This window comes from Fredinandcohnia quinoae, assembly GCF_022427965.1.
GTDB classification, from domain to species: Bacteria; Bacillota; Bacilli; order Bacillales; family Bacillaceae_L; genus Ferdinandcohnia; species Ferdinandcohnia quinoae.
In genome coordinates, this window is the sequence record NZ_JAKTTI010000005.1 from 96951 (window position 1) to 116988 (window position 20038).

At 34.9% G+C, this 20038-nt stretch carries 26 protein-coding genes, 1 pseudogene and 1 riboswitch; of the genes and pseudogenes, 3 read left to right on the forward strand and 24 right to left on the reverse strand.

The annotated features are described in order from the left end of the window. Positions 1-97: 97 nt before the first annotated feature. From MJG50_RS05630 to MJG50_RS05660, 7 genes are all read right to left on the reverse strand, one after another. The gene (locus tag MJG50_RS05630) at positions 98-631 is read right to left on the reverse strand and encodes a spore maturation protein (RefSeq protein ID WP_240253504.1); all 534 of its coding nucleotides are present in this window, start codon (positions 629-631) and stop codon (positions 98-100) included. Next, the gene (locus tag MJG50_RS05635) at positions 628-1227 is read right to left on the reverse strand and encodes a nucleoside recognition domain-containing protein (protein ID WP_240253506.1); all 600 of its coding nucleotides are present in this window, start codon (positions 1225-1227) and stop codon (positions 628-630) included. Before MJG50_RS05635 ends, MJG50_RS05630 begins: the two co-directional genes overlap by 4 nt. 1 nt (position 1228) lies before the next feature. Further along, on the reverse strand, positions 1229-2380 hold the full coding sequence (locus MJG50_RS05640) for a D-alanyl-D-alanine carboxypeptidase family protein (protein ID WP_240253508.1): 1152 nt from the start codon (positions 2378-2380) through the stop codon (positions 1229-1231). Between the two features lie 125 nt (positions 2381-2505). Continuing rightward, complete coding sequence (locus MJG50_RS05645; protein WP_240253510.1) at positions 2506-3402, reverse strand: superoxide dismutase; 897 nt, start codon at positions 3400-3402, stop codon at positions 2506-2508. 143 nt (positions 3403-3545) lie between these two features. Then, on the reverse strand, positions 3546-3959 hold the full coding sequence (locus MJG50_RS05650) for a hypothetical protein (RefSeq protein ID WP_240253512.1): 414 nt from the start codon (positions 3957-3959) through the stop codon (positions 3546-3548). A 72-nt stretch (positions 3960-4031) separates the two neighbouring features. Further along, positions 4032-4622 (reverse strand): SMC-Scp complex subunit ScpB, encoded by a 591-nt coding sequence (gene scpB, locus MJG50_RS05655; RefSeq protein WP_240253515.1) that lies wholly within the window; start codon positions 4620-4622, stop codon positions 4032-4034. 6 nt (positions 4623-4628) lie between these two features. Then, positions 4629-5381: a segregation/condensation protein A gene (locus tag MJG50_RS05660; protein ID WP_240253628.1), complete on the reverse strand. Its 753-nt coding sequence runs from the start codon at positions 5379-5381 to the stop codon at positions 4629-4631. Positions 5382-5564: 183 nt separating this feature from the next. Between MJG50_RS05660 and MJG50_RS05665 the strand changes: the two genes are divergently transcribed. Next, positions 5565-5660 (forward strand): YjcZ family sporulation protein, encoded by a 96-nt coding sequence (locus MJG50_RS05665; RefSeq protein ID WP_240253516.1) that lies wholly within the window; start codon positions 5565-5567, stop codon positions 5658-5660. Between the two features lie 138 nt (positions 5661-5798). Then, a complete protein-coding gene (locus MJG50_RS05670) occupies positions 5799-6317 on the forward strand; it encodes a DUF309 domain-containing protein (protein WP_240253517.1) in 519 nt (172 codons plus the stop codon). A gap of 25 nt (positions 6318-6342) precedes the next feature. Here the strand turns inward: MJG50_RS05670 and MJG50_RS05675 are convergent, their stop codons facing one another. The 6 genes and pseudogenes from MJG50_RS05675 to MJG50_RS05700 form a co-directional block, all read right to left on the reverse strand. Beyond that, positions 6343-6702, reverse strand: coding sequence for a GNAT family N-acetyltransferase (locus MJG50_RS05675; RefSeq protein WP_240253518.1), 360 nt, complete (start codon positions 6700-6702; stop codon positions 6343-6345). A gap of 176 nt (positions 6703-6878) precedes the next feature. Further along, positions 6879-7349, reverse strand: a complete 471-nt coding sequence (ribH, locus tag MJG50_RS05680; RefSeq protein ID WP_240253520.1) for a 6,7-dimethyl-8-ribityllumazine synthase — start codon at positions 7347-7349, stop codon at positions 6879-6881. Positions 7350-7386: 37 nt separating this feature from the next. After that, a pseudogene (gene ribB, locus MJG50_RS05685) lies at positions 7387-7983 on the reverse strand (3,4-dihydroxy-2-butanone-4-phosphate synthase); the annotation flags it as partial. Between the two features lie 24 nt (positions 7984-8007). Continuing rightward, positions 8008-8661, reverse strand: a complete 654-nt coding sequence (ribE, locus tag MJG50_RS05690; protein ID WP_240253522.1) for a riboflavin synthase — start codon at positions 8659-8661, stop codon at positions 8008-8010. A 5-nt stretch (positions 8662-8666) separates the two neighbouring features. After that, the gene (gene ribD, locus MJG50_RS05695) at positions 8667-9761 is read right to left on the reverse strand and encodes a bifunctional diaminohydroxyphosphoribosylaminopyrimidine deaminase/5-amino-6-(5-phosphoribosylamino)uracil reductase RibD (protein WP_240253524.1); all 1095 of its coding nucleotides are present in this window, start codon (positions 9759-9761) and stop codon (positions 8667-8669) included. A gap of 166 nt (positions 9762-9927) precedes the next feature. Continuing rightward, positions 9928-10101: riboswitch (FMN riboswitch) on the reverse strand. A 228-nt stretch (positions 10102-10329) separates the two neighbouring features. Continuing rightward, the gene (locus MJG50_RS05700; protein WP_240253525.1) at positions 10330-10764 is read right to left on the reverse strand and encodes a peptidylprolyl isomerase; all 435 of its coding nucleotides are present in this window, start codon (positions 10762-10764) and stop codon (positions 10330-10332) included. Between the two features lie 185 nt (positions 10765-10949). On the opposite strand from MJG50_RS05700, the gene MJG50_RS05705 reads away from it, so the two are divergent. After that, on the forward strand, positions 10950-11831 hold the full coding sequence (locus MJG50_RS05705; protein ID WP_431307260.1) for a DUF1002 domain-containing protein: 882 nt from the start codon (positions 10950-10952) through the stop codon (positions 11829-11831). A 38-nt stretch (positions 11832-11869) separates the two neighbouring features. Here the strand turns inward: MJG50_RS05705 and lysA are convergent, their stop codons facing one another. From lysA to spoIIAA, 11 genes are all read right to left on the reverse strand, one after another. Further along, a complete protein-coding gene (gene lysA / locus MJG50_RS05710) occupies positions 11870-13189 on the reverse strand; it encodes a diaminopimelate decarboxylase (protein ID WP_240253526.1) in 1320 nt (439 codons plus the stop codon). A gap of 157 nt (positions 13190-13346) precedes the next feature. Continuing rightward, entirely contained in the window at positions 13347-14819 is a 1473-nt protein-coding gene (locus MJG50_RS05715) for a spore germination protein (protein WP_240253632.1), read from the reverse strand. Further along, positions 14806-15384, reverse strand: coding sequence for a stage V sporulation protein SpoVABEA (gene spoVAEA, locus MJG50_RS05720; RefSeq protein ID WP_240253527.1), 579 nt, complete (start codon positions 15382-15384; stop codon positions 14806-14808). Before spoVAEA ends, MJG50_RS05715 begins: the two co-directional genes overlap by 14 nt. A 6-nt stretch (positions 15385-15390) precedes the next feature. Beyond that, positions 15391-15741: a stage V sporulation protein AE gene (spoVAE, locus tag MJG50_RS05725; protein ID WP_240253530.1), complete on the reverse strand. Its 351-nt coding sequence runs from the start codon at positions 15739-15741 to the stop codon at positions 15391-15393. 3 nt (positions 15742-15744) lie between these two features. Further along, the gene (gene spoVAD / locus MJG50_RS05730) at positions 15745-16761 is read right to left on the reverse strand and encodes a stage V sporulation protein AD (RefSeq protein WP_240253531.1); all 1017 of its coding nucleotides are present in this window, start codon (positions 16759-16761) and stop codon (positions 15745-15747) included. An 18-nt stretch (positions 16762-16779) separates the two neighbouring features. Beyond that, on the reverse strand, positions 16780-17238 hold the full coding sequence (gene spoVAC, locus MJG50_RS05735) for a stage V sporulation protein AC (RefSeq protein ID WP_240253532.1): 459 nt from the start codon (positions 17236-17238) through the stop codon (positions 16780-16782). 30 nt (positions 17239-17268) lie between these two features. Continuing rightward, positions 17269-17688 carry a stage V sporulation protein AB gene (locus tag MJG50_RS05740; RefSeq protein WP_240253536.1) on the reverse strand — a complete coding sequence of 140 codons (420 nt, stop codon included), beginning with the start codon at positions 17686-17688 and terminating at the stop codon, positions 17269-17271. Next, positions 17678-18298, reverse strand: a complete 621-nt coding sequence (locus tag MJG50_RS05745) for a stage V sporulation protein AA (RefSeq protein ID WP_240253538.1) — start codon at positions 18296-18298, stop codon at positions 17678-17680. The genes MJG50_RS05740 and MJG50_RS05745 overlap by 11 nt, the downstream gene beginning before the upstream one ends. A gap of 124 nt (positions 18299-18422) precedes the next feature. Continuing rightward, complete coding sequence (sigF, locus tag MJG50_RS05750; RefSeq protein ID WP_240253540.1) at positions 18423-19181, reverse strand: RNA polymerase sporulation sigma factor SigF; 759 nt, start codon at positions 19179-19181, stop codon at positions 18423-18425. A 12-nt stretch (positions 19182-19193) separates the two neighbouring features. Continuing rightward, on the reverse strand, positions 19194-19634 hold the full coding sequence (spoIIAB, locus tag MJG50_RS05755; RefSeq protein ID WP_240253542.1) for an anti-sigma F factor: 441 nt from the start codon (positions 19632-19634) through the stop codon (positions 19194-19196). Between the two features lies 1 nt (position 19635). Further along, positions 19636-19986: an anti-sigma F factor antagonist gene (gene spoIIAA, locus MJG50_RS05760; protein WP_240253543.1), complete on the reverse strand. Its 351-nt coding sequence runs from the start codon at positions 19984-19986 to the stop codon at positions 19636-19638. Positions 19987-20038 lie beyond the last annotated feature (52 nt).

Here is a 20038-nt window from a genome sequence, read left to right on the forward strand (position 1 = left end):
TACTTCTTAATCTTTTATTTCACAAGTTAAAATATCATATAGTATTGCCTTAAAGCATTGTAATTAATAGAAAAAGGACCTTCCTTAATGGTAGGTCCTAGTAACCAAACACGATTGTAACTACAATAATTGAGATAATAATTCCAACAATGTCTGCTATCAATCCAACCTTAAGAGCGTCCCCCATTTTTCTTATACCAACAGCACCGAAGTACACAGTAAGCACATAAAATGTCGTATCCGTACTCCCTTGCATAATCGATGCTAATCTTCCAATAAATGAATCAGGACCATATGTGGCAATTAAATCTGTTGTCATCCCTAATGCTGCAGTACCTGAAATCGGTCTTATGAATGCTAACGGTGCAATATCCGCTGGAAAACCAATCATATCAAGTGCAGGCCTTAAAAAATCAACAATAAAATCCATTGCACCTGATGCTCTAAAAATTGAAATAGAAACTAACATTCCGACTAAATAAGGGATGATTGAGAATGCGATTTTAATGCCTTCTTTACCACCCTCTACAAATGATTCATACGTAGGAACTCTTTTAAATGTACCATAAACTAAGATAATACCAATGATTGATGGAATAAGCCAAAGGGAAATGCTATTAATAAGACTCATTTATCTGATTCACCTCTTTTTACTCTCCGATAGTAAAAGTAGCGGTCAATCATTATTGCTGCAATTGCTGATAAAATGGTCGTAATCAATGTTGCACCAACAATTTCAGTAGGATTATCTGAGTGATATGTCATTCTAATTGCGATTACAGTTGTTGGTACCAGTGTTATGCTCGCAGTATTAATCGCTAAAAATGTAATCATTGAACGACTCGCAGATATTTTACCTCCATTAAGCTCCTTTAATTGCTCCATCGCTTTAATCCCCATTGGAGTGGCTGCATTTCCTAGACCAAACATATTTGCAATCATATTAGAAAGCATGTAACCCATCGCAGGATGATTGACTGGAACTTCTGGAAAAAGCCTTCTAACAATGGGGTGAAATAGTTTTGATAATTTTTCTAACAGACCTGCTTCTTGTGCGATCCTCATTAAACCTAACCAAAAGACAAGAACACTAATAAGACCTATGCATATCGTAACTGCTTCTGTTGCTCCTTTAAAAATAGCCTCATTCACTTCATTAATTGTGCCGTTTATGAGCGCGAAAACAATACCAATAATTGTCATTAAAACCCAAATTAAATTAACCATATTACTTAACTCCTATAGAAATTAAAAAAATACTTTTTAATGTTTCCCAATAGGATAAATTAGGTTTCTTTCCTTTTCCATTTTGAAAATAGATTGGAATTTCTGTTATGGTATCATCAGCTAAGTTTACAGTCAGAGTTCCTACTATATCAGGTACATCGTTACGATCTTCCCAATCGTTTTCTTTCGGATTCATAAGGCTAATATGAACCTTGATATTAGCCCTTTCTTCCTCTGTAAGTGGGTATAAATAATCATGATCTATAAACACTTTATTTTTATAAAATTGTTGATTTATATTTTTTAGTTTTCCTTTTTTAACAATTTTCACAAGGTCATATGCTCCAAAGCCATGATTAAACATATTCATATGATCATTCCAATCATTTGAAGCATTTATTGTGACAGCAATCAAATCTAGACCATCTTTTGATGCCGTAGATACTAATGTTCGCTTCGCTCTTTTTGTATAACCAGTCTTTCCACCAGTACTATATGGGTAAAGTTTTGTTAATAATTTATTTTTATTTCTCCAAACACGATCCCATTTTTCATTAGGATTTGGTGACCGGTACACCTTTGTCCCAGATATCTCTCTAAATCTCTCATTCTTCATTGCATATCTCGTTAGAATAGCCATATCATATGCGGTAGAATAATGATTTTCATGATCATCTAATCCATGTGGATTTGCAAATTCTGTACTTCTCATGCCGATTTCCGCAGCTTTTTGATTCATTAAGAAAACAAACCCCTCTATACTCCCTCCAACATGCTCTGAAATTGCTACAGCAGCATCATTACCCGATCTTAGCATTAATCCATATACTAAGTCCTCAAGCTTGATTTTCTCATTTGGTTGTAAATAAAGGGAAGATCCTTCTGTTCCTACCGCCTTACTACTTACTTTTACCATATCTTCCATCTTTCCAGATTCGATTGCTAAAATAGCCGTCATTATTTTCGTGATACTTGCAATCCTCATTTTTGTATAGGCGTTCTTTTCATAGATAATTCTCCCAGATTCCTGTTCTATTAAGATAGCACCTTTAGCACTAATTGAACTGACGGCATTCACCCTTTGTGGTGTTAGTATTGCTGTGAGAAGTACAACTGTAATTACTAAGATGACTCGTTTTCTAAACAACGTCATTAGATCCCCGTCCCTTTTGCTGGTTTGTAAAAGTGTATGCATGACATGTCCACATATATGAATGAAAAATATGTTCAAATTAAAATACAAAAAGGCTGACCTTAGGATCAGCTCTACATCACTCTTTAGTATTCCTTCCAATTAAGCTTAGAAGCTTGTTGGAATCTGTGCTCTACCTCTTTCCAATTTACAATATTCCACCAGTTATTCACATATTCTTCTCGTCTATTTTTATATTGAAGGTAATAGGCATGTTCCCAAACATCCAATACTAGTAAAGGAATTGTATCCCATTGCGTCATAAATTGATGTCTTTCAGCCTGTAATATCTCTAATCGACCAGATCGAGGTGCCCACACTAAAATGGCCCATCCTACACCTTCTACCTTGTTTGCCGCTTCACTAAAATGTTTCTTAAATCGGTCAAAACTCCCAAAATCTTTATTAATTTGAGTAAGTAAATAACGACTAGGCATACCCCCACCTTCTGGACTCATTACATTCCAAAAAATAGTGTGTAAATAGTGACCTGAACCATGAAAGGCTGCTTCTCGTTCCCAATGCTTTATTAATTCAAAATCACCAGTTTCACGTGCCTTCTGCATCATTTTTTCTGCCTTATTTAAACCTTCAACATAGCTTTTATGATGTTTATCATGATGTAATTTCATAATTTCTTCTGAAATATATGGCTCTAATGCGTCATAGTTATATGGTAAGGGTGGCAGTGTATGTTCACCTATCTTCACTCTTCGATAATCTGTCTGTCTATCAATCGATTGCTCTGACATCATAAGTAAACCTTCATTATATAATGATTCCATATTCGACTTAAGACGTGACAATAGCTCTAGGTCCATATTGTCATCTAAGGATTCTAATAAAATGGAAAACTCATTTATTTTTTCTAACAATCTAGGACTATTATTTTCGTTCAATTGATTTTTAAATAATTTATCGATTTCTAAGAACCATTGCCTAACTTCCTCGATATATTCCCTATTCGATCCTTGATGAGTCATTTAAATCCTCCTTGAAATATAATCGACATATCCTATGCGCTTTATCCATATACGTGACAATGAAATAAGAAGTTATATCATGAATGAATCCAATCTACCGAATAATTAAGAAAACCACAGGTTTCTTAAACCTGTGGTTTTGATTATTGCTGGATAAAAGCTAATGGTGAAGCTAAATCATATTTTTTATTTTGTTCTAGATTCGCAAAAATATCAATCAGTTTATCATATTGAATTCCTTTAAAATATTCTTCAAATTCTTTTTGATTATTAATATAAACTCTTTTTCTGTGGCGAAATCCGGGATTTTTCAATAAACACACTAGCGCCACAATATCTTTAAAATGAACATCTCTTGAACCTACAGTGAAAATAGGATCATTTTCATATGGTGTAAAAGAAGAAAATAGTTCATCGAAATAACGAATATATAATACATGAAACGTCTTTTCTTCACCTTCTTCTAAAAAGGTTAATTCTGATCGGTTAAAAAAATCCTCAGATGTATTTGATTTTGCTTTCTCAAGTTCATAACCAATGCATTCTTTTACTATCATCATTCCACCTCTTTTATATATGCCGATATTTATATATTTTCATATTAACATATAACAGAAAGCATGGCATTCTTAATTTGATTCATCAAATGTATCTTGAAATCTTTCAAAAAATAAATCTGCTTCTTCCTGTACATATTCGTCCTCTAATTTTTCAGGTAGTGGTGGTAGTTCCTCAATTGTCTTAAGTCCAAAATACTCTAGAAATTCCTTCGTTGTTCCATAGAGAATCGCCCTGCCTGTACCTTCAGCTCGTCCCACTTCTTTAATTAATGCTTTTGCAGTTAATGTGTGGATTGGTCTTTCCGTTTTTACGCCCCTAATTTCTTCAACCTCTGTTCTCGTAATCGGTTGTCGGTATGCGATAATCGCTAGGGTTTCAAGTGCGGCTTGTGACAATGAAGTGTTCGAAGGTGATTCAACTAGTCTTTTTAAAAATCCTGCATGCTCTTTTTTAGTAGTTAGCTGAAATGTCCCCGCGATTTCGATGAGATGGATTCCTCGTTGTTTTTTTTGATAATCTGTCTTCAACTCATTCACTATATCCATAGCCGTACTTATTTTTATTTCTAGTACAGCCGCAATTTGTTTTAGTGTTAAACCTTCATCCCCTGCTGCAAAGAGCAAACCTTCAGTAATTGCCTTCCAATCTATAAGTTTCATTTAAGTTTAGCTCCCTTCCAGACTTGATATGAATATATCCGAAAAGTTGTTTTCCTGTTCAATTAAGATTACATTCTTCTTCATTAATTCAAGAATCGCTAAAAATGTAACAACAATGTGATTTTTTTCGGAGTATGGAAATAAATCTGTGAATCTCTTTTTACCTTTAAAACCATGTAATTCCTTAATAATTTCTTCCATTCTAGTTTCTATTGGAATTTCTTGTCGGGTAATTGTTGTTGCTAATGGTTTCTGTAATTTTTTTCGCCGTAACAACTTCTGAAATGCACCAAGCATATCATAAAGACTTACATCTAATGATTGATAGTCAGTCTTGATTTCCTTTGAATATTCACTCAAATCACTTGGAGGTTTCGTAAATATTTGCCCTCTTTCTTCTTCTAATAGTTTTAAATCTTGGGCGGCTTCTTTGTATTTTCGATATTCGATTAATCGTCTCATTAACTCTTCTCGAGGATCTTCTTCCAATTCAAAATCCATTTCTTCATCTATTAGTTCTTCCTCTTGTTTTGGAAGTAGCATTTTACTTTTAATGGCTAACAATGTTGCAGCCATTACTAAATATTCACTTGCTATATCTAATTGAAGTTCATTCATCGCATGTATATATAATAAATATTGTTCAGTAATTTCAGCAACTGGAATATCATAAATATCTATTTCTAAGCGATTAATTAAATGTAAAAGAAGATCTAAAGGACCTTCAAACGTATCTAACTTTACATTGTAATGTTCCAAATTCATCCCACCAACTAAAAATAACATCGAGCTTTTAATTTTATCAATTCATTGTACCACACTACTAACATTTTTCTAATAGAAAATTTGCACTTCACTTGTGTCTATAGCCCACACATCATTTTTTTATCCACATAAGATAACTGTGTATCAAAGATAATTGAAAATAAGGAGGTATTACTAATGGGTGAAGTCGGTTGTAATAATTTCGGAGGCGGTTTTGCGTTAATCGTAGTTTTATTCATTCTGTTAATAATTGTTGGGGCTTCTTGGTTTTAAAGAAAACCATAGGATCTATTAATTCAATAATTTATAGATAGTGTTCAGTATTTACTGGACACTTTCCTACTTTAACAATGAAATAGAATGCTAAACTATGCTACACTATTGTTACATAATATCGAGGAGTGTTCATTCATGTACCCAAAAGCATATGTTGATTTTCTCATACATTTCCATTGTGATCGCGATTATTTTGAATGCCATGAGATTTTAGAGGAGCATTGGAAGGCGGATATACGTCCAGAAAGAAAGCCGTATTGGGTCGGTTTAATTCAAATAGCTGTTTCTCTATATCACCATCGTCGCGGAAACTTTACAGGAGCATTAAAAATGATAAAAAGTTCAATTTCAATCATTGAAAATCAAAAAAAAGAGGTAAGCAAATTAGGTTTGCATGTTGACAATTTATTAAAAATACTCAATCAAAAATATGATGATATAAAAAATAAATTACCTTATAAGAGTATTGATTTACCTATAAATGATCATGAATTATTTACTACTTGCACTTCATTGAGTCAAAGTAAGGGAATGATTTGGGGGAAGCATAGTGCCATTACGGATCATGAACTTATTCATAAACATATCCTTAGAGATAGGAGCGAGGTAATTGCTGAAAGGGAAAGGCAATTACAAAAGCGTAAAATGAATTAAAAATAAAGGGACAGTAAATCTGTCCCTAGCAATCATGATCGGTAAAATCGCATCTTTCGAAAAAGGAAGCAGTATGCTCATTAGGCTGTAATTGTTTTCCAGGAAAAACTTCTTTAAGTGCTTTAATCATATTTTTACCAATCCCTTGATATCTGTGAGATGGATTAACACTTATATGCTGAATTTCTACTGTTTCCTCACCAAGAAGTGAGGTGCCAATAATACCTACTATATCGTCTTCCTTCCATAAGAAAAGCTGCATTGAATCCTCTACCTCGTATTGTTTCATCGTGGCTTGGAGATTCTTCAAGTCTTTCTCGGTCGGCATAAATGATAGTAGCCCCATAGCTATTTTCTCATAATTCTTTTTGTAACGAATTAGCATAAAAATCCCTCATTATCAAAAAACTTTCCTAGTGTTTAAATTTAATTCAATATAATAATTAAGAGTACCATGTTCTTTCACTTTTTACCATAGCCTTTTTCCATATCCTACTAATTAATCACTCTCAAATATACATTATACCCATTGATAGGTTGAATTAAACTTTTGTTTTGATTTTATGCTTCAAAGGAACGAGATAAATTTGCCATTTCGATAGCAGAAACTGCTGATTCCCAGCCTTTATTTCCTGCTTTAGTACCAGCCCTTTCAATAGCCTGTTCAATAGTATCTGTTGTTAAAACACCAAATATGACAGGCTTTCCTGTTGAAAGTCCTGTAGCAGCAACTCCTTTTGCAACCTCATTACAAACAAAATCATAATGTGAAGTTGAGCCTCTAATCACAGTTCCTAAGGCGATAATAGTATCGTATTTATTTGATTCTGCCATTTTTTTAGCAATTAGCGGAATTTCAAAGGCACCCGGCACCCAAGCAACCTCAACATCTTCATCCGCAACTCCATGTCGCTTTAATGCATCTAATGAACCACTAAGTAGCTTACTCGTAATAAATTCATTAAAACGTGCTACAACTATCCCAACTTTTAAACCAGTTCCAACTAAATGTCCTTCATAAATTTTATTCATCATAATCCTCCAATGTTCATTTATTTTATACTTTCATTTTGCTTCGATATTGTACTAAGTCTTTTATCGTGATCATTTTTAATCCTAATTCATCCGCAATTATCCTTAAATCAGGAACCCTAGCCATTGTCCCATCATCATTGATTATTTCGCAAATCACTGCTGCTGGCTCAACTCCACAAAGTCTTGCTAAATCAACTGCTGCTTCGGTATGACCTGCTCTTTGTAATACACCCTCATTTTTTGCTATTAAAGGAAAAACATGACCTGGTCTTTTAAAATCAGCTGCTTTTGAATTTGGATTTAATAACTCAAGAACAGTTGTTGACCTTTCGTATGCACTTATCCCTGTCGTTGACGATATATGATCGATACTGACCGTGAAAGCAGTTTTATGTGGGTCAGTACTGTTGGCAACCATTGGGTCAAGTTTTAATTTTTTTGCTAAATGTTCAGTTATCGGTGTACACACAAGCCCGCGGCCATGCTTAATCATAAAATTAATAACCTCGGGTGTAGCTTTTTCAGCTAGTGCGATAAAGTCTCCTTCATTTTCACGATCTTCATCATCACATACAATCACTACCCTTCCTTTATTTAGGTCATTAATTGCTTCTTCAATCGAATCAAACATGTCAAGCTCATCCCTTCGTTTTATTTATTTAAAACCGTGTTCCTCTAAAAAGCTTGCTGATAGAGATGATTTCTTACTGTCTTCGGTTTTTGTCTGTACAACAAATTGCTCTATATATTTTCCAAGTAGATCACACTCTATATTAACGATATCCCCAACACCCTTCTCACTTAAAATAGTTTCTGTCAATGTGTGCGGAATAAGAGAGATTGTAAAGGTATGATCTGTTAACTTAAAAATAGTTAAGCTCGTACCATCAACCGCTATTGAACCTTTCATAATCATATATTTGTGTAATACTTTAGGAACTTCTATTTCATAATAGATCGCATTTTGATAACGATCCTTTTTTACGATTGAGCCAATGCCATCTACATGTCCAGAAACAAAATGTCCACCAAAGCGCCCTTTCGCTGACATTGCACGTTCTAGATTTACTGAGCTATTTCGGCTTAATGTTTGTAGCGATGTTGTTCTTACAGTTTCTGGCATTACATCAACAGTAAATCCTTCAGAGGTATATGAAGTAACTGTTAGACAAACACCATTGACAGCAATACTGTCACCTAACCTTACATCCTTCAAAATTTCCTTTGCTGTTATGGACATTTCGATTGAATCTGTTGAACCACTCATTGACTTTATCTTCCCGATTTCTTCAATAATACCAGTGAACATTTAATTCACCCCAATCTTATTGGTTCAGATACAATTTTGATATCATCACCTAGCTGTTCTACTGACTTCACCGATAATTGGAATACATCAGCCATGTGTTCTATTCCATTTCCCCCTATTGATGTTGGGGCTCTTTTACCTCCAATTAACTTTGGAGCAATATAGGTTAATACTTGGTTAATAGCTCTTTCCTTGAGGAAGCTTCCGTTGATTTCTGCTCCCCCTTCTACAAAAACAGATGATATACCATTTTCAACTAATAGTTTTAAAACATTTTTAATGGATCGAATATCGTCTTGAATTGGAATAATCCTTATTCCCTTTTCTATGAAAGGTTTCATTTTTTCTTGTTTCACACTTTTATTCACAATAATCCAAGTGCTTGCTAGGTCATCTTGTATTACATTTGAATGAAGTGGAGTACGAAGTGATGAGTCTAAGATAACACGGATAGGATTTCTGCTATTCCCATTTGGTAATCTAGTTGTAAGACTTGGATTATCTGTTATAACAGTGTTTACTCCAACTAATATAGCATCATGTATTTGTCGATACATATGTACATCAAGCCTCGCACGTTCTCCGGTTATCCATTTACTTTCTCCTGTACTTGTTGCAATTTTTCCATCTAAGCTTATCGCTGATTTTAAGGTTACATATGGCATCCCAGTGTCCATATAATGATAATAGACGGGATTTAATTCGTCCGCTTGTAATTTCATTATACCTAAGTCTACTTCTATCCCTGCCTCTCGTAGTTTTTTGATACCTTTTCCAGATACTTGTGGGTTGGGATCCGTTGTTCCAATAACAACTCGTTTCACTTTACTTTTTATTAATAAATCTGCACATGGTGGTGTTTTTCCAAAGTGACTACAGGGCTCTAATGTTACGTATATCGTTGAGTTTTTTGCCTTGTCTCCGGCCATTTGTAATGCATGAACTTCTGCATGTGCTTCACCAGCTTTTAAGTGAGCACCTATACCTATTACTTGGCCATCGTTTACAATTACTGCACCGACAACTGGATTTGGATTTGTTTGTCCTATCCCTACTTTCGCAATATTAATCGCAAGTTGCATATAATCCTCATCTTTCATACCATCGACTCCTTTAAGATGAAGTTCAAAAAACCAAAAGACCCAAGGAACATTTAATTCCTTGGGTCTTTTAAAGAAAAGTTCACAACAAAGAAACCGGTAGCTTTACTATTTTTCTCATCACAAATAAACGGTATAATGTGTGATTTTTTTTGCATACCAATACTTTGTCCTTCTCCCATCCAGACTATACTGTCGGCCTCGGATTCTCACCAAGTCCACCACCCTAGGCTTACAAAGAATCAAGTAAAGTTACCTGATATGCTAGGATGGGTCACGGGCTTAGAAACTTTGTTTCATCACCGCCGGTTAGGAATTTCACCTGACCCCGAAGGAAAATATTAAATTTTGACCATTATATCATAATAGTATCTACTATTGTTGGATTTTGTTTTCATTAGACAATTACGCAATAAAGATCCAATAAACAACGCCCCATATAAGACATAAACCAAGAATAATTCCAAAAAGTGCCCAATCTTTTTTCTTCAAACCTATCCCACCTCTTGCTATGGTCCTAGAAAAAAGACACAACAAGAATTCATTTGTTGTGTCTTTTTATCCATACTTACTCTTCCCAAACTTTTACTTCCTTCATCACATCACCTTGATGAATGCGTAAAACTGAATCTATTCCTTCAATTACTTGTCCAAATACTGTATGTACGCCATTTAAATGTGGCTGTGGCTCATGAACAATAAAGAATTGGCTTCCACCAGTGTCTTTTCCAGCATGTGCCATTGAAAGAGCACCTGGGATATGCTTATGTGGATTTCCATTTGTTTCACATTTAATTGTATAACCTGGTCCACCTGTACCATTTCCAATAGGGCAGCCGCCTTGAGCTACAAATCCAGGAATAACTCGATGGAATGTTAAGCCATTATAAAATCCTTCATTTGCTAATTTTTCGAAGTTTGCAACCGTTCCCGGTGCTTCACTTGGATACAATTCAATAATTATTTTTTCCCCATTTTCAAATTCAATGCTAGCCTTTTTCATTTGAAACCTCCACTCATTTCTTTTCGTCAATATATATTGAACGGTTTTTATTTTACTATATTCACCATCAATTATCCAACCACAAGGGGGTATTTTTCAAAATTGTATTAAAAAAGATATATTTGGTAAGATTTACTGTATAATATGAATAATCGAATGCTTGTCTAAAAAAGGAGGTTGCTATTTTGAAGAATAAATGGATTCTATCATTTATACTAGTTTTCACTTTAATGTTTCCATCGCTTAGTCTTGCAGATGCTGTTCCAGGAGATGTCATTATTACTTTAGGAGAGGATCTAACCGAGGCTGAAAAAGAAAAAATTTTAAAAGAAATGAACGCACCAGAGAATCCCCAAATTGTTATAGTGACTAATAAAGAAGAACATGAGTATCTTGGCAACTATATTCCAAAAGCTAAAATTGGTAACAAGGCATTATCTTCTGCTTCTATTACAATTGGAGAAGAAGGCTCTGGACTAGAGATTGAAACAACAGATTATATTAAAACAATTACAGATGGCATGTACGTGAATGCTCTTATTACTGCAGGTGTAAAGGATGCAAAGGTTTATGTAACAGCACCAGGTAATGTCTCAGGAACAGCTGCATTAACAGGTATTATAAAAGCGTATGAACTATCCTCAGATGAAGCCATTCCAGAAGATGTCAAACAGGCTGCTAATGAAGAAATGGTTGAAACTACCAAGCTTGGGGAAAAATTTGGTGCAGAAGATGCAGCTGCATTAATGGCTAAAATTAAAGATGAAATTGCAAATAATGCACCAAAAAATGATGAGGAATTACGTAAAATTATTGAAAGTGCTGCAAATGATTTAGGTATTACATTATCCGATACAGATATACAACGTCTAATGGATTTATTCAATAAACTTATGGACCTTAATATTGATTGGAGCCAGGTTGGAGATCAATTAAATTTAGCAAAAGAAAAAATATCAAATTTTTTAGATTCAGAAGAAGGTCAAGGATTTCTTGCTAAATTGAAGGAATTCTTCGTCAATATAATCAATGCAATAGTGGATTTCTTTAAAAGCCTTTTTTCATAAGCAATAGGAAAAGCGAAGAGTTTCTCTTCGCTTTTTTATTATTTTATTACTTGTGTTTTTATTGGAATATCTAAACGTACGAGATCTTCATAGCTCTCCCGTTTGACAACTAATTGTGCCTCACCATTTTCAACAAACACGACTGCTGGTCTTGGAATTCGATTATAATTGTTAGACATTGAATAGCCATAAGCTCCCGTACAAAACACTGCTAATAAATCATTGGAGTTTGCTTTCGGCAAAGGCAAATCCCATATAAGCATATCTCCTGATTCACAGCATTTACCCGCGATCGAAACCGTTTCCTCTATTTCATCATTCACTCTATTTGCCAACACTGCTTCATATTTTGCTTGATATAGGGCTGGTCTTATATTATCACTCATCCCTCCATCAATTGCTAAGTATTGCCTAATATTAGGAACTTCTTTTCTGGATCCTACGGAATAAATTGTCGTTCCCGCGTCACCAACAAGTGAACGTCCTGGTTCAATCCAGATTTCTGGGATGTCAATCGATAGATCATCTGAATGTTTTTTAACTTCAGCAATTATCTCCTCAACATATTTTGAAACTGTAATTGGGTTATCATCCGCAGTATATCGAATGCCAAATCCGCCACCTAAATTCACTACAGTCGGAATAAAACCGTGTCTTTCTTTCCATTCCTTCATTTTCGTAAATATTCTCTCAGTTGCTAAAAGAAAGCCAGTTGTTTCAAATATTTGCGATCCAATATGACAATGAATTCCCAATAACACAATATTTTGAGATTCTAATGCTATTTCAACTGCTTTATCTGCTTGGCCATTAATAAGTCCAAATCCAAATTTAGAATCTTCTTGTCCTGTCAGAATATAATCATGTGTATGTGCTTCGATTCCTGGGGTTACTCGCAGTAAAATTTGTACATTCGTGTTATTTGCATTACATACTTCCTCTATTAATGATAATTCATAAAAATTATCAACAACAATACAACCAATACCATATTTTATTGCCATATCTAACTCTTCATAGCTTTTGTTGTTTCCATGAAAGTGAATCCTTTCTGGAGGAAAGCCTGCTTGTAATGCTGTAAATAATTCGCCCCCGGAAACCACATCTAACGACAGTCCTTCCTCATCTGCAAGTTGAACCATTGCTATAGTTGAAAAGGCTTTACTTGCATATGCAACTTGTGCGTTTATATTAAGCCTTTTAAAGGTTTCACGAAAACTTCTCGCTCTTTCACGAATTAACGCCACATCATACACATATAAGGGAGTACCGTAAGTGTTTGCTAAATCTACTGTATCAACACCACCAATTTCCAAATGATTTTGTTCATTTATTCGACTAGTCCCATGAAAATACATAAAATCCCCTCTTTTCGTATAAGTATGTAAATAAAACCCAAAAAAGCAGCTAATATGATAGTCATCAGCTGCTTTAAAACGATCATTTCTTTAGCACTGTGCTACATTAAAAATTCTTTAAAAACACATTAACACAACATTCTATATTGTGCAATATTTACTGCCGTTTCGGATCTTGAGGACGTACAATACTTGGTCTTAATTTCGCACCTGCAATCGGAGTACGAATTATGATCTGTAATAATGCCTTCGCATTGAATGGCAAAAATGGCCATAAATATGGAGTATTTAACGAACGGATACTAGCTAAAAATAAAACATACAAGGTAATTCCAATAATAAATCCTGGAGTTTTGAAAATAGCAACGATAATCAATAAACATAACCTGGCAATTTTATTTGCTTGCCCCAATTCATAGCTTGGAGTTGCAAACGTTCCAATTGCTGCAATGGCTACATATAGAATGACTTCTGGGACAAATAAACCTACATCAATTGCTATTTGTCCAATTAAGGCTGCTGCTATTAATCCCATTGCAGTAGACAAAGGAGACGGAGTATGAATGGCCGCCATTCTTAGAAACTCAATTCCTATATCTGCTAGGAAAATTTGAATGATAATTGGTATATTAGAATCTTTTTCAGGTCCAATATAGTTAATGGCTTCTGGGATTACATTAGGCTCTAATACCATTAATAACCAAAGTGGTAGCAGAAATAGTGATGCAACAATCCCTATAAAACGTACCCATCTTAAAAATGTTCCTATCGCAGGGTCCTGACGATATTCCTCTGCATGCTGTAAATGATGGAATATCGTTGTAGGAGTAATAATAACACTTGGCGATGTATCCACCATTATTATTACATGACCTTCAAGTAAATGTGTTGCAGCAATATCGGGGCGTTCTGTATACCTTACAAGTGGGTATGGATTAAAACTTTGTTTAACAAGAAACTCCTCAACCGTTTTATCTGCCATCGGCAAGCCATCTATACTTATATCATTTAGTTCTTGTTTAATAATTTTCACTAAATCTGGATCAGCAATATCTTTTATGTAAGCAATACAAACATCGGTTTTGGATCGCTCTCCAACCTTCATCATTTCATATCTTAATCGTTCATCTCTTATCCTTCTTCGCGTTAGTGCACAATTTTCTACAATATTTTCAGTATAACCATCTCTAGCGCCTCTAACGACTTTTTCGGTATCTGGTTCTTCAGGAGACCGTCCTGGATATGTTCTTACATCAACTATTAATCCTGTATCTTCACCATCAATTAAGACAATCATTAACCCTGATAAAAGTTGGTCTACAGCCTCATCTAATGTATTTACAGTGCTGACCTGTTGATGAACAAGTCTATTTTTGATAATATCTAACATTTTATTCGAAGGCTTTTCTTTTTCATTTAGATTTACAATTTCTTTAATGATTTGAATGATGAATACCGTATCATTTAAACCATTCAGAGAGTAAAAATGAACATCCTTTTCTAAAACTTTAACCTTCCTAACTCCAACATCAAAGTTTCCAGAGTCGAGTCCAATATGCTCTTTGAAAAATTCATAATTATCATTAATATTTGGAAAAACAGATTGTTTTGTTGATTTATTTTGTTCGATTGTAACCACTCCTTTCCAGGATAAGACTAACTGCTTTTTTAGTGATTGGGGATCCGTTTTTTAAATTATCCTTTCTTGCCATCTTACCAATATCACCGATACCAACGATAATGGGAACATTTAGTTCATCTAAGCAATAGACCGTATCCCCATTTATTCTTCCCAACTCATACTCAGCTATGCCACTTTTATCTACACCCTGTGCGGTAAGTTCACCATACCGATCAATACTTATATCCACTTTCGCCCATTCTATTTGGTGTGTTTTCGAAGCTACAGCAATAACACCAAGAACCTCAATTTGATGATGGTTCGCAACATACTTCAACGCTCTCTCTCCAGCGCCTTCACCAAGATAACCACTATCATCAAACATTACAATTACTGGTTCATTCGGGGTTTGCAGGATTAATTTTACAATCTCACTTCCTGTTAATGTAGTTGGATTCCCTTGTGATTTTGAAATACAGCGCCCACCAATTTCTTTTGCAACAAACTCTAATGTCTTTAGCGCATATTCATCTCCATCTGTTACTAGAATTACTTTTCTTCTAGTTTGGTTCATTGTAGATTATCCTTTCGGTTTGAAGATTAATGCGACGATAAAAGAAAAAAGGATAGCTGCTGAAATACCAGCAGATGTTAATTCAAAAATTCCCATTCCAATTCCGATGAATCCTTCTTCCTCTGCTTTCTTCATTGCACCATGTAGGAGTGAGTGACCAAAGCTTGTTATTGGTACTGTTGCACCCGCACCAGCAAATTCAATTAGATTATCATATAGATTAAAGCCATCAAGGATAGTCCCTAGTACGACAAAAATACTCATTACATGTGCTGGGGTTAATTTTGCAAAATCAAGGAGGAGCTGCCCCACTACGCATATTGCACCACCGACTATGAATGCTATTAAATATTCCATCCGTCATTCACCATCCTGTACACGTTCCATGACAACACCGTGTGCGATTGTAGGTATTGATTCTTTTTGCTGAATCATGATTGGACTTAGTAATGCACCTGTTGCAACAATAAAAATTTTATTAAGATTTCCTCGAATTAGTTCATTTACAAGATAACCATAGGTAACAACAGCAGAGCATGCACAGCCACTCCCACCTGCAAAGACATCTTGATCAGCACGATATATCATTAAACCACAATCATTATGTCTAGTTGTTAAATCATATCCTTCATCTTTCATTAATTCCTTTAAAATAGGACTCCCAATACCTGATAAATCTCCAGTTACAATTAGGTCATAATCATCTTCCTTACAATTCATGTCCTTAAAATGCTGTAGTATTGTATCTGCTGCTGCAGGCGCCATTGCCGACCCCATATCAAATGGGTTTGTAACTCCTAAATCTACAACACGACCAATTGTTGCAGCTGTTATTTTAACAGGGCTAGGTTCTTTACTCACCAAAGCTGTTCCCGCACCAGTGATTGTAAATTGAGCTGTATCAGGCTTTTGTCCCCCATATTCGGTTGGGTAGCGAAATTGACGCTCTGCTGTTGCATTATGACTGCTAGTTGATGCAAGAATCCGATTTGCAAATCCCCCATCTACTAATGCTGACCCTACGGCTAAGGTTTCCATTGATGTTGCACATGCCCCAAACATGCATAATAATGGAATTTGATTTTGCCTAGCTGCATAATTAGCGGTAACGTTTTGATTTAAAAGGTCGCCTGCAAGAAATAAATCGATATTTTCCTTTGAAATATTTGCCTTTCGTAAACATACATCAATTGACTCTTCCATTAATCTTCTCTCTGCAAGTTCCCAGTTGTCTTCCCCACAATGTAAATCTTCATGACAAATATCAAACTTATCTCCCAACGGACCTAATGCTTCCTTGGGACCAACTGCAGTTCCTGTAGAATTTATATAAATGTTATTTTCAAAAACCCATGTTTGTTTTCCTGTCAGTTTCATATTTATCACTTCCACTCGTTAAGAAAATGTAAGGCCGAAAAAATAGCGGATAATTCCTACAATATAAGCGGAAACAACACCGAATACGATTACACTACCTGCTAACTTAAACATATTCGTTGCAATACCTAGAACAATACCTTCACTTTTATGTTCTAGCGCTGCACTAGTCATTGAATTCGCAAATCCTGTAACCGGAACAGCTGATCCCGCACCTGCAAATTGCCCCAATTTATCATAAACCCCAAAACCTGTTAAAAGTGCAGCAATTAATATCAACGTCGCCACTGTTGGATTGCCAGCATCTTGCTTAGAAAAATCAAAAACAGATATATAAAAATTCTGGATACCTTGTCCAACCAAACAAATCGCCCCACCTATGAGAAATGCTTTGATACAATTAACAACATATGGTGTTTTTGGCTGATATTGTTTTACGCTATTTTTATAATCATCCTTAAGCTTTTTTTTTGCCATGAAAGTAACACCCCTACAACATGTAATCATTTATTCCACAAAATAGACCCATTGAAACAAAGAACCTACAATTTTCCCAAATACAATTGCCATTAATAAAATTGTGATTTTTCCATCTATCCCAATTCTTTTTGCTAAAATTGGTAAAACATTCAAAACCTCTGTTAGGGCTGCAGCTAACAAACCAATATAGATTCCACTAGCTAACCCTATGGGAATAACCCATATTTCCCATAGATTAAAAAAGATGTTATAAAGACTACTCCATCCCCCTGCAACTGCACCTAAAACAACACCCCATTCATAATAATGAATAAACTTCATCGTCTTTGTTAATTGGGTCAATCTGGGAATCACTCCTAAAACTGTTAAAAATGCAACGAATCCTGCACCTACTGCAAGTCCACTTGCGAAACCAATGAAGATAATTAGAAGTATTTTAATGATCATCGATTTGCTTCATACTCTCTTTATTTTCTGTCATAATTAAGTAATTATCTAAGTCTTGTTGATAGTTAAACATTTCTACCTCAAGTGGACTAGGCTCTTCATTAATTCGTTTTCTGAATATATGATTGAAAAACAAAATCATCCCTAAACCGAGACCCAATGAATAAGGAATTTGAAATAGAAGTGGTTTTTTTACTTCTTCTCCAGTGATCATAGAATAAATTCGCTGTTGTACTTCCCTCATTGAAACATCTTCATGAAAATTCATCATTGTTAAGGCTGCACCTATAAATAATAAAAACCAAACAGCCACAAAAAAGATGGGAGTAAATCGCCTTTTTTTAAATTTTATTTCAACGATTGTTTGGGCTGGACCAATTGATTGAATATCATGCTCCGGAAACTCTTCTTGAATTTGGAAAATGACCTTCATCACATCTATGATTACAATATTTTTATCGCTCATATTGATTTGATGAACGATAATCTTTTTAATTGCATCTGATACTTCATCTTCTGCGATAATTTGTGCGATTTCTTCAATAGTCACCGTATCATTCGGTTTGACCATTACGCGATGGCGCATTCGGATATATACTGATTTTTCCATCACATTCACACCCTATACAATTTTCCCTCGTATATGTAGTATGGTTTTTCTGTTTTATCTAATTCAAATAGACCATAAACTCCAGTACTTACCAAGTTTTATAAAGTTAAAAGACCAAATGGAATTATGCATCCATTTGGTCTTTCATTTGTTGTAATATCTTTTTTTCAAGCCGTGATACTTGTACCTGAGAAATACCTAGTCTTAAAGCAACCTCGGATTGGGTTTGATCCTTGTAATATCTTAAATATACAATTAGCCTCTCCCTCTCATCAAGTTCGCTTATCGCTTCTTTTAATGCAATCTTATCAAACCATTTCATTTCACTATTATCAGCAATTTGGTCCAATAAGGTAATCGGATCTCCATCATTTTCATAAACCGTTTCATGAATCGACGACGGGGCCCTGCTTGCTTCTTGTGCGAGAACAACCTCTTCCGGAGTAATCTCTAAAAATTCAGCAATTTCAACAATTGTAGGTACCCGACCAAGTCTTTTAGATAACTCATCTTTTGATCTGCGAATTTTATTTCCTGTTTCTTTTAATGATCGACTAACCTTTACGGTTCCATCATCTCTTATAAAACGTTGAATTTCACCAATAATCATTGGTACCGCATATGTTGAAAACTTAACATCATATGATAAGTCAAATTTATCTACTGACTTTAATAATCCAATACAACCAATTTGAAACAAATCATCAGGCTCATATCCACGATTCAAAAAACGCTGAACAACAGACCATACTAACCTCATGTTTTTTTGGACAATGAGATCCCTTGCTTCTTGATGCCCCTCTTGACTTTGTTTAATTAAGTTCTTTACCTCATTATCCTTTAAATACGTTTTACTATTATCGTTCTTGACCTCCACATCCATTGGCAAGTCTCCTTAATTGCATAACGCTTTACTCTTTGATAAATGCTTGGTTAACCTTAATGTTGTTCCCTTAGTTGTATGTGTCTCGATTTCGACTTCATCCATGAAGTTTTCCATAATGGTAAAGCCCATTCCAGATCTTTCGAGTTCAGGTTTTGTTGTGTACAATGGCTGTCTTGCCTCATCAATATTCGTAATTCCAATTCCTTCATCTCTAATTGTTAAATGGACAATACTATCTTCAATCATGCAAGAAATATAAACGATACCATTTGGGTCATTTTCATAACCATGAATGATTGAATTTGTTACGGCTTCAGAAACAACAGTTTTTATCTCAGTTATTTCATCCAACGTTGGATCAAGCTGTGTGATAAAAGCTGCAACTGTTACACGAGCAAATGATTCGTTTTGACTAAGTGCAGAAAATTGAAGGTGCATTTCATTCTTCATACTATGCCACCCCCAACGTTTCTAGCGCAAAATCTTCATTACGCTCTAATCGAATAATCTTAAAAAGCCCAGACATTTCAAACAAACGCTCAACTTGAGGAGAAATTGAGCATACTACCATTTCCCCACCAAGATTTTTTATTTGTTTATATCTTCCTAAAATAACTCCTAAACCTGAGCTATCCATAAAAGTTAGCTTTTCTAAATTAAGTAAAATGTGTTGAATTGTAGTACTGTCGAGCACCTTTGTGACTTTAACACGTAATTCTTCAGCTGTATGATGGTCAAGCTCTCCTGATAGCCGAATGCATAATACATGATGTTTTACTTCAAGTTCGATTGTTAGACTCACTTTACTTTGCCTCCTTTTTTGCGTATAGTGAGTCTTTTCGCTATTAATAATC